This window comes from Paenibacillus sp. DMB5, assembly GCF_001517085.1.
GTDB lineage: Bacteria > Bacillota > Bacilli > Paenibacillales > Paenibacillaceae > Paenibacillus_AQ.
Genome location: NZ_LRAC01000128.1, coordinates 53,551 through 68,505, shown reverse-complemented (window position 1 = coordinate 68,505; position 14,955 = coordinate 53,551). Strand labels below are relative to the sequence as shown.

The 14,955-nt window shown below is 50.4% G+C and carries 20 protein-coding genes and 1 pseudogene; 5 read left to right on the top strand and 16 right to left on the bottom strand.

Translation table 11 applies throughout. The annotated features are described in order from the left end of the window. Window positions 1-135 precede the first annotated feature (135 nt). From AWJ19_RS18200 to AWJ19_RS18170, 9 genes are all read right to left on the bottom strand, one after another. Window positions 136-438, bottom strand: a complete 303-nt coding sequence (locus tag AWJ19_RS18200; RefSeq protein WP_241781802.1) for a hypothetical protein — start codon at window positions 436-438, stop codon at window positions 136-138. A 17-nt stretch (window positions 439-455) separates the two neighbouring features. After that, on the bottom strand, window positions 456-683 hold the full coding sequence (locus AWJ19_RS34175) for a hypothetical protein (protein WP_082707980.1): 228 nt from the start codon (window positions 681-683) through the stop codon (window positions 456-458). Then, window positions 676-1,188, bottom strand: coding sequence for a hypothetical protein (locus tag AWJ19_RS18195; RefSeq protein ID WP_082707979.1), 513 nt, complete (start codon window positions 1,186-1,188; stop codon window positions 676-678). The genes AWJ19_RS34175 and AWJ19_RS18195 overlap by 8 nt, the downstream gene beginning before the upstream one ends. 246 nt (window positions 1,189-1,434) lie before the next feature. Next, the gene (locus AWJ19_RS34170; RefSeq protein WP_082707978.1) at window positions 1,435-3,144 is read right to left on the bottom strand and encodes an alpha/beta fold hydrolase; all 1,710 of its coding nucleotides are present in this window, start codon (window positions 3,142-3,144) and stop codon (window positions 1,435-1,437) included. A 14-nt stretch (window positions 3,145-3,158) separates the two neighbouring features. Further along, window positions 3,159-3,617 carry a GNAT family N-acetyltransferase gene (locus AWJ19_RS18185; protein ID WP_068725899.1) on the bottom strand — a complete coding sequence of 153 codons (459 nt, stop codon included), beginning with the start codon at window positions 3,615-3,617 and terminating at the stop codon, window positions 3,159-3,161. Between the two features lie 149 nt (window positions 3,618-3,766). Next, a complete protein-coding gene (locus AWJ19_RS35925; protein WP_197071804.1) occupies window positions 3,767-3,901 on the bottom strand; it encodes a sporulation protein YjcZ in 135 nt (44 codons plus the stop codon). Between the two features lie 150 nt (window positions 3,902-4,051). Then, window positions 4,052-4,474: a hypothetical protein gene (locus AWJ19_RS18180; RefSeq protein WP_068725844.1), complete on the bottom strand. Its 423-nt coding sequence runs from the start codon at window positions 4,472-4,474 to the stop codon at window positions 4,052-4,054. 116 nt (window positions 4,475-4,590) lie between these two features. Further along, window positions 4,591-4,857 (bottom strand): holin, encoded by a 267-nt coding sequence (locus tag AWJ19_RS18175; RefSeq protein ID WP_128083644.1) that lies wholly within the window; start codon window positions 4,855-4,857, stop codon window positions 4,591-4,593. Window positions 4,858-4,877: 20 nt separating this feature from the next. After that, window positions 4,878-5,675, bottom strand: a complete 798-nt coding sequence (locus AWJ19_RS18170) for a glycoside hydrolase family 73 protein (protein WP_068725842.1) — start codon at window positions 5,673-5,675, stop codon at window positions 4,878-4,880. A 252-nt stretch (window positions 5,676-5,927) separates the two neighbouring features. Between AWJ19_RS18170 and AWJ19_RS37370 the strand changes: the two genes are divergently transcribed. Then, window positions 5,928-6,053, top strand: a complete 126-nt coding sequence (locus tag AWJ19_RS37370; RefSeq protein ID WP_277815823.1) for a hypothetical protein — start codon at window positions 5,928-5,930, stop codon at window positions 6,051-6,053. A gap of 114 nt (window positions 6,054-6,167) precedes the next feature. Here AWJ19_RS37370 and AWJ19_RS18165 read toward each other — a convergent pair whose 3' ends face one another. Further along, on the bottom strand, window positions 6,168-7,799 hold the full coding sequence (locus AWJ19_RS18165; protein WP_068725840.1) for a sensor domain-containing diguanylate cyclase: 1,632 nt from the start codon (window positions 7,797-7,799) through the stop codon (window positions 6,168-6,170). A gap of 211 nt (window positions 7,800-8,010) precedes the next feature. On the opposite strand from AWJ19_RS18165, the gene AWJ19_RS18160 reads away from it, so the two are divergent. Further along, window positions 8,011-8,295 (top strand): hypothetical protein, encoded by a 285-nt coding sequence (locus AWJ19_RS18160; RefSeq protein WP_068725838.1) that lies wholly within the window; start codon window positions 8,011-8,013, stop codon window positions 8,293-8,295. Between the two features lie 91 nt (window positions 8,296-8,386). On the opposite strand, the pseudogene AWJ19_RS18155 reads toward AWJ19_RS18160, so the two are convergent. Further along, window positions 8,387-8,990: pseudogene (locus AWJ19_RS18155) on the bottom strand (pentapeptide repeat-containing protein). Between the two features lie 126 nt (window positions 8,991-9,116). Between AWJ19_RS18155 and AWJ19_RS18150 the strand changes: the two are divergent. Then, on the top strand, window positions 9,117-9,494 hold the full coding sequence (locus AWJ19_RS18150) for a PilZ domain-containing protein (RefSeq protein ID WP_241781801.1): 378 nt from the start codon (window positions 9,117-9,119) through the stop codon (window positions 9,492-9,494). An 84-nt stretch (window positions 9,495-9,578) separates the two neighbouring features. On the opposite strand, the gene AWJ19_RS18145 is transcribed toward AWJ19_RS18150, so the two are convergent. From AWJ19_RS18145 to AWJ19_RS18125, 5 genes are read right to left on the bottom strand one after another with little or no spacing between them, the layout of a single operon-like run. Then, window positions 9,579-10,313: a hypothetical protein gene (locus tag AWJ19_RS18145; protein WP_068725834.1), complete on the bottom strand. Its 735-nt coding sequence runs from the start codon at window positions 10,311-10,313 to the stop codon at window positions 9,579-9,581. Further along, a complete protein-coding gene (locus AWJ19_RS18140; protein WP_068725833.1) occupies window positions 10,307-11,008 on the bottom strand; it encodes an ABC transporter ATP-binding protein in 702 nt (233 codons plus the stop codon). Before AWJ19_RS18140 ends, AWJ19_RS18145 begins: the two co-directional genes overlap by 7 nt. A 2-nt stretch (window positions 11,009-11,010) precedes the next feature. Then, window positions 11,011-11,391 carry a GntR family transcriptional regulator gene (locus tag AWJ19_RS18135; RefSeq protein WP_068725831.1) on the bottom strand — a complete coding sequence of 127 codons (381 nt, stop codon included), beginning with the start codon at window positions 11,389-11,391 and terminating at the stop codon, window positions 11,011-11,013. Further along, window positions 11,391-12,140 carry a DUF2705 family protein gene (locus tag AWJ19_RS18130; protein ID WP_068725829.1) on the bottom strand — a complete coding sequence of 250 codons (750 nt, stop codon included), beginning with the start codon at window positions 12,138-12,140 and terminating at the stop codon, window positions 11,391-11,393. Before AWJ19_RS18130 ends, AWJ19_RS18135 begins: the two co-directional genes overlap by 1 nt. Next, complete coding sequence (locus AWJ19_RS18125) at window positions 12,133-13,104, bottom strand: ABC transporter ATP-binding protein (RefSeq protein WP_068725827.1); 972 nt, start codon at window positions 13,102-13,104, stop codon at window positions 12,133-12,135. The genes AWJ19_RS18130 and AWJ19_RS18125 overlap by 8 nt, the downstream gene beginning before the upstream one ends. A 212-nt stretch (window positions 13,105-13,316) precedes the next feature. Here AWJ19_RS18125 and AWJ19_RS18120 point away from each other — a divergent pair, with 212 nt between their 5' ends. Together AWJ19_RS18120 and AWJ19_RS18115 are read left to right on the top strand one after the other, a co-directional pair. Continuing rightward, a complete protein-coding gene (locus AWJ19_RS18120) occupies window positions 13,317-13,688 on the top strand; it encodes a hypothetical protein (RefSeq protein WP_068725826.1) in 372 nt (123 codons plus the stop codon). Between the two features lie 100 nt (window positions 13,689-13,788). Further along, entirely contained in the window at window positions 13,789-14,955 is a 1,167-nt protein-coding gene (locus AWJ19_RS18115; protein ID WP_241781800.1) for an FAD-binding domain-containing protein, read from the top strand.

Sequence of the window (14,955 nt, the reverse complement as noted above, 5' to 3'; positions counted from 1 at the left end):
CAATAAAACCAGCTCCAATACTATTTCAGTAATTCTTCCGGAATCTCCGGCTGGTGGATGTAAAGTACACTAGGTACAGCCTCTGCTATAAAAGCAGCAACGGCCAACAGGACAGACGCCAGCTTATAGACAGCCTTATGCTGAAATGTTCTGATGATTTCCGCTCCCCTTTCTCCAAGCAAGTACCAAGCTTATGGACTGGGCTGTAAATGCAGCCGCAATAACCGGAGATGCCATATAGAAATTAACAGTTACGAGCACAGCCGCAATGATCTTAAGCCCCGGCCAGTGCCGCCGCGGGATCCGGGTCTGTTGGTCGATTCCGACAGGGGCAAACAGCAGGACGAGCAGCAGGCTTAGTCCGTTCATAATCTGGACGCAGAGCTGCCCGGCCTGTACATAGGATAACGCGGTAAACAAAGCTGTTGTAAAAAGCACACAGGCTATGCCTGACTTCAGGTGGACTCCGCCGGAGACCTGCCGCAGCAGCGCAAAAAAATCAGAATCAGCACAGCTTCCGCCGTATGGCCGGTAGCCAGCGAAACCAGCAATGTACAGCTTATTACCAGTACAACATTAAAAAGCACTGCAAGAGCAAACTTGAGAACTGCATACGATGCCGGATGTTCCGGGACAATCTGTTTGATTCTGGCCGCAGACCATCCTGCCATCCGTTCAAGCATCCTCTTGCTCCTTCTTAGTGGAATAGTACAGTAGAAATACTGACATCACGATGAAGAACACAATATTAAATAGAAGGTTATTATAAAATAGAACCACAGTGATCGCCAGCAGGAATACGATGATCATCACAGTAAGCACGATATCCTCAAGCTTGAACCTGAGCTTGTCCAGATCAAAGGTGAAGCCTCTGCCTTTACGGTAGAGGTACCAGAAGCTGGTTACGACTACTGCTGCGGTAGCGGATTGCAGCAAATACCCGTTCGACAGGTCCGCGTTTACAGCCTCAAGTGATCCGAACAGAATAAAGACCAGCGCTGTCTGAATGGCCGCAAAAATAACATATCCCGACACCGTAGCCATGACCGCCAGCACCACCGGCATCCGGACAACTGCAGCAAACAGCAGGATAAGTACAATGACCGTTATCAGCGGTGAGAGATTATCCAAATTCAACTCATTGCGCAGCAGATAGCTTTGGATATTATTAAGCAGAATGATAGTCATGGCGGGCCATAGATACCCTCTCCATTTAAATCGGAATAAACACATAATTAAATAATACAGTGATAAACCTTCTATGGTTGAAAAAAACATGAATCCTGCAACTTCCAACAGCAACACCTACACCGCCCGGCCCATTATCATTACTAAAAAGATCAACTCTATAATATAACTTTAGTCCTATATCCGTATAGATGATAATTGTGAAAAATTTGAAACAATCAAAATACAAATACAGCGCTGCGTGCTCTACTTCTGTCTGCCGACCCAGGCTCCAATATCTGTAATTACCTGATCACTCACTCTACCGGGTACATAATATTCCTCCACGGTTCCGGCGCCTTCCCCGTCATAATCGACAAAAAAGTGATTCAGCCCCGGATACAGCTTAAACTCTGCCGACGGGTTATGCTTCAGCACCTCTTTCCATTGCACAAAGTCCTTATCAGCATACACCTGAAAATCGTCCGCTCCCTGCAACACCAGTACCGGCTTGGTCAGCTTCCCGGCGAGCTCTGCCGTATCCTGCTGCTGCATCTCAAGCAAATAAGACGCCGGTAACCCGAATACCGGCTCTGCCTGAGCCGCCTGCTCAAGTGACATGGAGGCCAGAGCCTTGGCCTTTTGGAGCTCGGCGTCGACCAGCGCAGCATTCTGGGCTTTGCGCGGATCACTGTCATTCATAGCGTGGATACCCGCCATGTTCTGGTCATAGACGATCTCCCAAAGCTTGCGCGGAGAACCGGCCAGCAGAATGAGTCCGGCAGCATCAACGCCAGCGGCATCAATCCGCGGTGCCAGCATTCCGCCCAGGCTATGCCCGGCCACATATACCCGCTTAGGGTCCAGACGCGCATCCTGCTTCAGCAGCTTGGCTGCCAGCACAGCATCCTCTACCGTTTCTTCCTTGACCGTCAGGCCTGCTGACGCTTCCCCGGCATATTGCTGCGCATAAGTATAGGTTCTTTTGTCATAACGCAGGACTGCAATTCCCTGTTTGGCAAGCCCCCAGGCTAGATCGCGGAAGGTTTTGTAACCAAAGACAGTTTCGTCCCGGTCCGACGAGCCTGATCCGTGTACCAGCACTACCGACGGAAGAGGGCCTGATGCATTCTCGGGTAATGTCAACGTTCCCTTTAAGGGTTGTGCAGTTCCGGCACCGACTACGGCCTCCTCTTCCCTTAGTCCTGCCGGAAGCTCCAGATCATCCGCCGGTGCTATTGGCGTGAACAATAAACCGGCCAAGCGACCGGAGCTGTCAACTGTAACGGACATTTTCAGGCTGTTTTGTTCAAATACAACTGGCACCTGAATAACAGTATGTCCATCTACAGACGATGCTGAGGCGGTATCCAGCCGGACAAACGCGCCATAGGTTCCCACCAGCATCTCCCAGACGGACTGCATTTTTAATACCGGAAGCGCCTGCTGGACCTCTTTATTGAACACCGACTGCCATAGCTCCATATATTGCCCAGTGCTGAGCAGGCCCGCTACATGATCGGCATACTTTTGCGGAGTGCTGACAGCAGCCAGATTTGCAGCGGAATCATACGAGGTTATCATTCCAAGTGCGCTGAAGTAAGTTAATGGAACATAAATACGGTCTCTTTTCAAAACAGCCTTGCCGTCAATAGCCAGCTTGTCTTTGCCGTCTACAGTAACTGTGCTTTCATCCAGCTTTAAAACGTAGGTGTGTTCATTTCCAGTCACCTGCAGACTATTCTGCGCTTTTATGTAACTCACTTTATAACCAAGACCTTCCCCCGTCAGCCGGACGGGCATCATTACCACTTTTCCGTCAAGATAAGGCCGTACCTCATCATTAAGTTTAAGAGTCACATTATTCAGTATAACAGCAGGCTGATTAGCCGCCCCGTATACCGGTGCTGGTGTTACCCCTCCGCCCTCAAGCAGCAGGAGACTGCAGATGAGCACTGTTACGATTTTTTTCCGCATATATGATCTCTCCTTTAGTGGTGCAGTTCTCTTGTCAGCCTCAGCATGTCCCTGCACAGAATTCCGTTCTCATAAATAGCCTCCGGATAATGTCTCGTAAAAAAATCAAGATCCACGCTAACGATCCGGAAGCCGCATTTCTGGTACAGTGCCAGCTGATTCACACTTGAGTTTCCAGTACCAACCTCCATCGTCCGGTAACCTGCATCCGCAGCTGTCTGCACTGCATGCTGTACAAGCTTTTTACCTATGCCTTGTCCTTGATACTGTAAAGCAACCGCAACATTCACTAGCTCGACCGTGCCCGGTCTTGTGGGAAGAAGCACATAAACGCCTGAGATTTCTTCTCCTATAAATGCTGCAAAACATTCTCCTCTTTTAAAATAAGCTTCTACTTTATCACGCGAAGGGTCTGCTGAAAGCAGAAGCTCCATGGGTGGTCTATCATGTTCCAGCAATTGTCTGATAATCATAAGCTCCTCCTGATATCTCATCCATTATTCTCCATTATAACTCAAGACTGCGTTTATGCCCTACTTCCTTGCCGAGAAAACATAAATCCCGATGCAGTAAAAAAGGCGTGCTCCCGGATTTACCGGAAACACGCCTGAGGGGACCCCCTTTAGATGAAGCAGGCACTCAAGATAATAACAAGCAGGATATAAAGAACCAGAATCGCGCCAGTAGAAGTCCAAGGACCTACAGGACCTACATTAGCACCGCCAACATTACCGCCGTATCCGCAATCTGCACCCATGAGATAACCTCCTTCAAGATAATGACTACAGAATAGAATATGTACGAATGCATTGCACAGTTTGGGCAGAACGGACTTTTTTTAGGCTGAACAGAAGAAATGCATCTTGCCGCACCTTCTTACAGGTATGACAAGATGCACGGCTTGCCATTAATCTGAAACCAGTATGCCGTCGAAGCTTTCCGGCCCCACCCGGACTGTACCAAGCAGGTTGGAGGATACAAAAGCTGTATAAGTCAGCTGCGGGGTTACCGGCGGATTGTAGTCGGCAGCCGAGAACGCAATGACCTGCGGAGCAAGCAGACTGAGACTGAATGTGGAAGTGGCGGAATAGACGACCGGATCGGTCGGCAGCGTTCCTCTTACAATTGTTATGGTTATACCGACCAGCGCAAGCGGCAGCTGTACCGAGATTGTTCCTTTTAACAGCACGCGCGGGTTGGTCGTAACCCCCTCACTTAACAAGCCGATCTGGCCGAACAGCTGGGGCGTATTGATGAGCAGAATCGGAATCGCAATAGAGTTCGCTGTACTGGCATTCTGAGAGGTTCTGGCATCAAGATAAGTTCCCATATGAAGCACCTCCTTCCTTTAATACATAGTTCATCATATTAGCTTCGTCCGGCAATTGTTTAATCATATTACCTACAGGCAGGAGCATATCCTTGCACCTCGGTCTCCTGCATATGCTATTTGTCCTTTGTGTTCCCGTCCCGCCTGTTAAAAGCAAGCTCAAACAGTCCGGTGGCCGACAGCCCGGCCAGACCTCCGGCCCACAGCCGGAGCACAAGTGTCATATCGGTGAAAGGGTAAGAAACTGCTCCGACTATAAGGCCGATTGCCAGTCCAACCGCAGGAACAACCTGCTTAGGAAGATTTACACTGTTTTTCACCAGCTGGACAAGCGCCATGACAAATACAGCGAGTACGGATGCGAAGGCGAGTACATTGCTCAGCGCCTCGTTAACCATCATATTCACCTCCCGGTCACCAGCAGTCCCGCCCGGTGAAGCACTGTAAGCAGACGGTAAAAGTCATAGCTTCCCCCAGTCGGCGTATCCAGCAGGCCTGCAGCCACAGCCGCGTTAACCGCCGGCTCCGCCCAGGCCGGAACATTCATAACCGCCCGCCCTTCAATGACGGCAAGCCGGTCTGTGACATTTTTGATTGCCTGGCCCTGCTCCTGCACCCCGGTTTTGAGTGTATCCCGGCTGACCGTAAGTCCGGCCAGCAGGACGCGCAGATCTTTAAGTTCCGTCTCCAGATTCGCGAGCTTCTGTCTATCCTCAGCCGACATCTCATCATCCTCCTTGATCTCGTCATATTGGTACAGATTGAAGGTATCCATAATTTGTATCAGCTTGGCTGTATAATTAGGGTCAGTGGCATATCCGGCAGCAGCAATTTCCCGGGCGGCGGTCTGTCCGTCCACACCGATAACCTTGCTGTACAGATTACGGTTCCATGATACGCCCCCGACGATAAGCGCAGAATGGTCCGCTACAGATTCACCCCAGTCATTATAAGCGCGAAAGGCTGCAGTTACCTGAACAGGCTTGCCGTTTAAATATTCCGTTGTCCGGACAGCAATGCTTCCTGCCGGTCCGCTGCCTTTGATCCCGAACAGGTTATTGGCCTTTACCGTTAATCCGCTGTTCCCCCAGCCGGACTCTAGTGCAGCCTGGGCTATGGTAAGTGAAGCGGGAATGTGGCTGCGCTGCATATCCGCTATTGCAAAGGGCACAATCCGCGCGATAAATTCGGCATTGGTCATGCTCTCACATCCTTTCTCTATATTAAATGCACCTTCTGCTGAAAGGCTTGTGCTTATCCCTAAAGGCCCCGGCAGCATGCACCTTTTACTCCAGCTCAAAGAAACGCCGGAGCTATGCTTCGGGCGTCCCCTATACACAATTACTACAATTTTAACTTTATTTTTTTAGATTCGTTTTGGCTTGTCTTGTTAAATCCAATATTTAGGCGTATTATATAGTAAAATATAACTAGAAGGAGGGTATAATAGACTATGCCTTCATATTATTTTAAAGAGGTGTGGACACCTCTGAAGTGGATTGGAATCAAGTTCTTTCATGACGACGAAAACAATCTGTGGATCAAATGGTGGTCTAACCCGCGTAAAAGGCTGCGTTAACGGTTTCTAGCGGTTTACATATTCTTTCACTTATATAAAAAACTCTTTTGAGCTGCAGGGCATTTAGAAATCTGCAGGCCAAAAGAGCTTTCTTCTGTTCAGAACGGCAGAGCATCAGCTTGCCGCCTCAAAGGTTATCCGGTTTTTACCGCTGCGCTTGGAAATATAGAGAGCCTCATCTGCAAGCCGCATCGCTTCGGCTGGCTCCCCCGCATCCGGATACCATACTGCTGCACCTACACTGCAGCCGACATGAAGACTCTCGCCTCCAATCAGGAACGGAAGATTAATCTTGTTGATGATACGTGTAGCCACGATCTCAGACTCCTGCATCGGCTTGCCGGCGGAGGTATGTAGAATGACAACGAACTCATCCCCTCCCAGCCGGGCAACGATTTCGTGATCACGCGTGGATTCCAGCAGTCTGCCCGCAACCTGCTGGAGCAGCACGTCGCCTGTCGCATGGCCGTATGTATCGTTCACCCTTTTGAATCCGTCCAGATCCAAATACAGAACGCTGAGTGTAGTCTGATTCTGCTTGGCCTTGCTGACCGCATGGGCCATAAATTCATCAAGTGCCGTACGGTTTGGCAGCCCGGTCAGTGAATCATGCATGGCCATATCTGACATATAGCTGAGCTTGCTCTCTGTCTTAGTCAGGTTATCCACCAGGTTCTGAAGGGAAGCGGAGAGAACCGCCACATCTGTGATTCTGGCCGAAGTCGGAATGTCCACGCATGCGCCGGAGCTGAGCAAATCCGCTGTCCTGGAAATGGCATTCAGCGGCCGGGAAATCCATCCCGCCAGGAACCAGCCGATAACACCGAACACAACAGTAGCTGCCAGGCCGCTCAGAATAATGAACCGTTCCAGCTGATGAACGGAAGCAAAGGCAATTTCCGCAGGTTGGCGGATAATGACCGACCAGCCGAGACCGGGATAATTCAGATAGCCGTCACCATAGGCATATCCGGTCAGATAAGCGTCATTTCCCCCCTCGCGCTCCACCATCCAGGAATTCTGCCCCGTCCTTACCTTCTGAAGCACTTTATCTGAAAACTTCGTTCCGATAAGATTGTCTGGCCCAAGCAGTATGGTGTCATCTTTGCGGCTGATAACCAGCACCTCGACACCGTTCAACCGTTCTTTGAGCGGATCGACAATCGACTTCTCCACCTCACGTGACCACTCCCAGCTGAGATGTGCTGCCAGTACCCCAGTTGTCTGTCCTTGTTTATTGTAGATAGGCACGCTGACATCAACAAACTGCAGAGGTTCACCGCCGGGATTCGGCAGCAGTTTGGACAACAGCACGGCATCATGTACATCCCCGATGAACAAACCTTTCATTCCCTCCTGAAAAACAGGACGCTGGCTGATATTTTGTCCCGACAGAATATTATCCGTGGACGTCAGCACATTACCATCCGGATCCAGAAATCCCACCCAGGTGAACACCGGCAGGCTGCTCTTCAGCTCATTTAGCAGACCGCTGATTTCAGCCTTGTCATAGGGCTCCTGAAAAGCGGAAAGCTTGCTTAGCACCTGAACTTCACCGGAACGTGACCACATGAAATGATCCAGCTTCTCGGCCATCTGGTTTGCTTCCGCGGCTAGCGAGCCGCCAATGCTCTTTTCCACTGATTTCGTTGACTCACTGCCGATGATCCAGATCAGCAGGGCTGTAAGCAGAATAATAATGACAGCGAATGCGCCTGAAAAAAAAGTGCGCAGGTTAAATGACATACACATGTCTCCTTGTCGAAGAAAGTCGATAATTATATATCGGATAGAACCGTATTGATAATAAGCAGGTCTGCAATTATGTACTTTTCTTGATTAAGCTGATATGTTGTATCAAAATAATACTGACTTCTTTCGGGGCTAGTGCTACCTCAAGGACGCTGTAGTATACTCTGCTCAGCAGCACATGCCCAAACCAAGGAGTGATAGTCCCGTGAGCGAACAATTCGAAATGTATGATGACCCTTTCAAGATGCTGATTCTTCTGGCAACCCTAGTCTGCGAGAAGCAGGGTACCGAGCTTAACTATGAGCAAGTCCCCTCATACGAGAATGACACCTTTTTAATCCGGCATGAGAGATTTGTTTATAAAAAAGACGGCACTGAAATTACCTGGTTCGAGTTCCTTGGCCGCGATATAGCCTCAACTCACGACCTTACCCGTTCGCAATACAACAAAATGTTTGTTGACTGCATGGCTTCGCTCTACCAGCTCTGATCCGTTATCAGAAGATGAACGTCCGCACAAAAAAGCAGCTCCGCCTCTTCAATCATAAGAGCGGGGCTGCAGCCCTGTTCCGGCTTATCCTTCAGCCTACCTTGGCCCCCAGTGAGCGGGCCAGCAGCACAGCCTGTTCCACGTCAATCCTTACGTTCTTCAGGTCAAGGCTCTTCAGATCAATTCCCTCCAGCTTTGCATCCCGCAGATCGGCGCCCTCAAGCTTGCACTGGCTTAGCCGCACACGGCTCAGATCCGCACCGCGCAGGTCACATTTCTGCAGATTGCAGCCCAGCATGTCCGCCTCTGTAAACCGGATGCCCGCAAATCCTGGCGCGCCAGTTGATATGCCGCAGATTTGTATATGACCAGTCCCCGCCGTCCAGTGTAATGCCGTCCATAGAAGCATTGGCAAAATCAGAACCTGTCATTTTACAGTCCTCAAATTTCGCAACAAACAGATTGGCCCCCGTAAATTTGCAGTTCGTAAAGGCTGCTCCCCGGTGCAGCGATGCATTCAGCTGTGCCCCTGAAAAATCGCAGTCGATGAATCTGCAGCCGCTGGAGTTCATCTCCTCCATCGATGCCCCCCTGAATGAGCAGCGCTCAAAGGTACAGCCGTTCAGTTCTCCGTCCTGCAGAGATGCGTAATCAAATTTCTGCTCCAGAAAGCTTTTATTATCATACTGATACAAGACCTGCACGCCCCTTTTATCTCTTGCTGAGATAAATAAATGATTATTTCTCTTAAAAATGGCACTATAGTAGATTGTTCTCATCCTGTCATTCCGCTATAATAGCAAAAAAACAGGCGGAGGTAAATGATGGACGACTCCAGCAGAAAAGAACCATTCCGATATGTAATGAACCAGCCGATCGAATGCTGGCTCGAAGTTCCGGCTGGCAACACCGGTCCGGGCGCCGGCAAATTAACCGAGGGGGTGCTGCTTGATCTCAGCCGCTCGGGCTGTAAGGTCCGCACTTCACTGAACCTCCGCTTTACTTCTGGCGACACCAAGCTGATTATCCATTTCCGCCTGGCCGAACAGAATCTGCAGTTTGAAGGCAGCGTGCGCTGGGGCTGGATGTTTGGTATAGGACAATTCCAATACGGAATCAGGCTTGAGCTGAACGAACAGGAAGAAGAACAGCTGGTACGTGAACTGGAATTGTGGACAAATACGCGCACGGCGCTGTAATGTCCCCAGGAACTATATCATCCCCCATGAAGACAAAAAAGCAGAGCTGCCGGACAGCTCTGCTTTTGTGACCGTTTTATGTGTTTATATTTCCGTTCTTTTCCTGATCATCAAGATCATCGCATAGACCAGCAGTACAGCAACCCCGGCTTCAAAGGCGAGCACCCCGATCAAATCTGAGCCGGTATAGACCAGCTCTATTCCGCTGGGGAGTTCAGAGGCTTTTATAACCTCAAACCGGAACGCATTGTCAAGCCCGACAAAATAGTTGTTAAACAGCAGCTTCTCAAGGTAAGCCACCCCATTCTCCAACACTGCCACAACAGCAAGTGTAATCCAAACCTTCCCTTTTAACGGTATACTGCATGCCACCGTGCAGGCGAACATTACCATCAGCAGGATCAATCCGGCAGACCAGGTACACTGTAATGCGCTGTATGCAGCCACCGGCCAGAAGTTAGCCGGCATGAAATCAACTGAATAGAGCAGGACATACAATCCCAGATGAATCAGCCCGATCAGCAGCAGAGATACCAGAAGCAGCCAGTACAGCAGGAGCGGCGATAGTACGGTATATATTGCATTTACAGGAATCAGCCTGCGCGAATATGATTTCAGGTTACTGTTGTAGCTGAAGGCGGCAAAGAACAGGAAGATGGTTCCTACCACAAAATAGACGATTAAATGTATGGATACTGTCTCTTCAATCGTTGTACCGGAAGATAACCAGACCCCGATTTGAAACAGGATCATTATTACCAGTACCGCAAGTATCCGGTCACGGCTGCGCCGGAAATCGTAGGAAATCAGCTTCAGCATTCCGCAAACACCTCTCTGAACAGCTCATCTATGCTCTTACCGCGCTGCAGCCGCAATTCCTCAACATCACTGTGCAAGAATATTTCCCCTTCTTTAATAAAAATCACCTCATCAAAAATCCGTTCGATATCCGATACCAGATGGGTAGAGATCAGAATCGTGCTGTCCTCCTCATAAAACTCCATCAGGGCATTGAGGATTTTGGTCCGGGCCACCGGATCGACGCCGCCAATCGGCTCATCCAGCATATACAGCCTGGCCCTGCGGGACAGGGCAAGCGTAAGCTGCAGGCGCTCGTTCATCCCTTTGGATAGCGAGGATACTTTACTTTTTTCACTCAGCTTCATGAAGTCAAGCATGCGGCGGGCTTTTTCCGGATCAAAATCAGGGTAAAAGTCCCTCATAAATTTCAGTGCGTCGCCTACATTCATCCATTTTTCAGTCAGCGGACGGTCAGGCATGAAGGATACAAGTAGCTTGCTTTTTTCCCCAACAGGTGTGTCCAGTACCGAGATGCTGCCGGCGGAAGGCTGTGCAAGCCCTGCGATTAACTTCATCATTGTGCTTTTTCCGCTTCCGTTGCTGCCCAGCAGTCCGACAATTTTGCCGGGGCCCAGTTCAAAAGATACATTGTGCAGTACCTGCCTGGAGCCGTATGTTTTGGATACCTGCCGAACCTGTAGTATACTGTCCACCCCTACATCCCCCTGCTTTCTTTTGCCGCAATATTGTCAGCCACAGCCTTTACGATCTCTTCACTCTGGAAGCCGAGCTCCTGCATGCCGCGGACGAACCGCTCAAGAATGTCCTGGGCCATCTCCCGTTTGATCTTCATAATGGTCTCTTCCCTCCCCGTTACGTATCTCCCCATGCCGCGCCGCGTCTCCACGATCTCTTCACGCTCCAGTTCCTGAAAGGTTCTTTGCACCGTGTTCGGATTAATCTGCAGTTCTGCTGCAAGCTCGCGTACGGAGGGGATTTTGTCACCGGGCTTCAGCTTGCCTGTGATGATCTCGCCTTTGAGATAGTTCATAATCTGTAAATAAATCGGCTGGTTGTTATCAAATTCGATCGTCATCAAGCAACGTCCCTTCGTCTGAACACCAGAAAGCCCGCCAGCAGAAATATTGTCATGTAAACAGCGAGTACTACGACTGAAAAGCCGAGCGTCATGCCGGGCATGGGAGGCTGCTGACCGCTTCCGTATACGGACAGATCAAGGTTGGGGAACAGGAAATACTTATAGAAGCTGCGCGAAATCACCATTTTATCTATTGTTAACAGGAACATTGAAAGACCGATAGCAACACCTGTCGAGTGGGTCAGTACACCCAGCATAAAAGCCAGAGTCACATATACAAAAGAATATATGCAACCGTACAGCAGCGATAGCAGTATATCCGCTATTCCTGTGTCTCCGCCGCCTGCCTGAAACCATATTACGCCGCTAAGAAAAATACCTGCCGCCGCAACAGCGGTCAGACTCAGAACATAGAGCAGAACGGTCACATATTTGGATGCCAGAATGGCTGTACGGCTGCGGGCGCGGATCAGCAGGAACTTGATGGTCCCGCGGCTATGCTCCTTGGCCACAATCCCCGCAGTTCCGATGATGGACAGAATCGTCATCACCTGGCCCATTCCGGTCGGCAGCAGCATTTCCCTCGTAAAACCCGCTGCAGAAGCAAAGGAGCCAGGAGACACAGAATGGATAATATATCCCAAAAGCTGCGGGAACAGCAGAAGAATCAGATAAGGTACAACAAAGGAGCGTTTCTTGGCCATTTTCACCCATTCATTAATAACCAGCAAATGAAATTTACGCAATCCGGTTCCCTCCAGTCCATTTCAGGAAATCATCTTCAAGGCTCTGTTTATGCTCCGTAATCCGGTATAGGCCGACCTTGGCTGCACTGAAAGAAGCAACCAGCTCAGGCACTTTACGGTCGTGCAGGCTGATAATCAGCTCGGAATGCTGTTCATCTGTGGCAGTCAGCCGCACTCCCTCTTCCGACTGAATAACAGCTGCCGCCGCTTTAAGATTATCAACCCTGATGCTCAGGGAGACCTCACTCTCTGTGCTGTCTTGTGCTCCAAGCCGGGTAACTTTGACTAGCGTACCGTTCTGGATGACGACCGCCTGATGGCAGATCTGCTCGATTTCGCCCAGCATATGGCTGGAGATCAGGATGGAAATCCCTTCCACCTCGGCGATTTTCCGCATATACTCCCGCATCTCCCGGATACCCGCCGGATCAAGTCCATTGGTGGGCTCATCCAGAATCAGCAGCTTTGGCGAGTGCAGCAGAGCCTGGGCAATCCCCAGCCGCTGACGCATCCCGAGGGAATAGGCTTTCACTTTTTTATCCATCGCACCTTGCAGCCCTACCAGCTCTATCACCTCAGCTATCCGTGATTCCGCAATCCCGTCGCTCATCCGCACGTATTGCTTCAGATTATCAAGACCGCTCATATGGGAATAAAACTCAGGGTTCTCGATAATGGCCCCGATATGGCCGATAGCCTGCTGAAAATCATGGCGGATGCTGTGCCCGTGAACCAGGACGTCACCCTCGGTCATTCGGATCAGTCCGGTCATCAGGCGGATTGCCGTTGTTTTGCCTGCACCGTTTGGTCCGAGCAGCCCAACAATCTCCCCTTTACGGATTTCAAAAGACAGCTGGTTGACGATCGCCTTCCCTTTGATCATCTTCGTAACACTTTTCATTTGCAGAACCGGCAGATCGACTGCCGCATCTGACTGTAGCTGATTCACTGAAGTCCGTTCCATTCCCGTTGTACCTCCTGTACTGGTGTATTAGTTACATAGTACACTAGGATAATGGTAAAGTAAAGCCTGAACTTCCGGATTATTCTGACTCCGATACGTTATACCGGTTTAGGTGCCCTATTAGGGGACTGCTAGTCTATCAACCACACCAAAATGTTGCCCGTACATAAAATAGAATTGCATCAGATTTGACAACCTTAGGAGGAATGAAGATGAAGCCAAACGTTCATGTATCCCAGACCTACCCCCGCCTGAGAGTCTTTGAGGAAGAAAATTACCTGGGCCGCAGAAGAACTTATACCGGTAACCTGGGCATCCGTAATACAGATAATATCCTTGACGGTATTGAGAGCCTGCGTTTTTTCTCTACCAGCAGCAATGCAACCCTGGTGCTGTTCAGCAGAACCCGGTTCAGAGGCAGCTTCCGCGTGCTCCGCGGTAATACTAACATCCGTGATCTGGATGACTTCATCCGCGGCAATGATGTAGAATCCATTATATCAACCAATCAGCGGCTCACCCTCGCGCAAATCCGGGAAATCCGCAGAACCGGCGACCTGCCTTCGGGGTACAGGCTGATCTAAACGGCCTGGCACAATCATTTTAGTGCTGGTATAGTTCATTGCCCGGTTCACAGTTTAATAATGAGTAATACTTTTTCGACTGTGAAAGGAAGCTGCCCATATGATTCTATTCATCCACCGCAAGGATCTGCGGACTTATGATCTGCCGGCATTTGACCTCATACAAGCTGCCGGTGATCGTTCGCTGCATGTACTGATCCTCGAACCTTTTCTTCTGCGCAACGGTCGCCATCTTGAACACAGCGGCATCAACTTCCTTACACATGTAGCCAGGTTACAGGAGGAGTATGCCCGGGAGGGCAAGCTGCTTCACCTTCTGTACGGCGAGCCTGAGGTCATAATGCGCAAGCTTTCTCAGCTCCACCCGATTGATCTCGTAATAACCCATACCGACTATACTCCTTACGCGTTAAAAAGAGACACCCTGCTGAGCGATACCGCAACGGGCCTTGGCATCCGCTTTCTTTCCTGCCAGGACAGCATGCTCTGTGACCACAATGATTTTATGGAGTGGAGCGGCCGGAACGAACCGTTCAAGGTGTTCACTCCCTTTTACCGCCGCTGGCGCAGCTTCCTTGCTGAACGCTTCCGCCCGCCCTACACTGCCCGCCTGCAGCAGCTCGACACCGCATCACTCGATGCCGAAGCCGTTTCCGAATTCAGGCTTCCCGAGGAGATCACGCGTCAGCTCTCTCAGCTGACCTTATCGGCACGCAGCATAAGTCCCGGCCTGATCCTGGATGATTTCCTGCAGAGTGAGCTGCAGTACTACCGGGTGGCACGCGACAAATATGCGCAGCAGGGAACCAGCATGATCAGCCGTCATCTCAACACCGGAGCCATCTCGGTACGGACGGTTTACAGCCGGCTGAGCGAGGACGGCAGAAGCGGGGAAGACTGGCTGAGGCAGCTGGGCTGGAGGGATTTCTACCTGTATCAGGCCCGGATGGACCCGGATTTCTTCAGCTACGAAAAGGTGTATGACCTGTCAGCTCTCAGCACAGATCATTTTGCAGCCTGGTCCAGCGGCAATACCGGGATTCCGGTAATAGATGCAGCTATGCGCCAGCTGAACGAGACCGGCTGGATGCCGAACAGGCTGCGGATGATTACCGCCATGTTCCTGACCAAAAACCTGGGCTGTCCGTTCATCTACGGGGAACGGTACTTCCGCCTGAAGCTGAAGGATTACGATAATGTGCTGAACCGCGGCGGCTGGCTGTGGAGCTCTCGCTCGGATACGATGCCTCACCGTACTTCAGGGTGA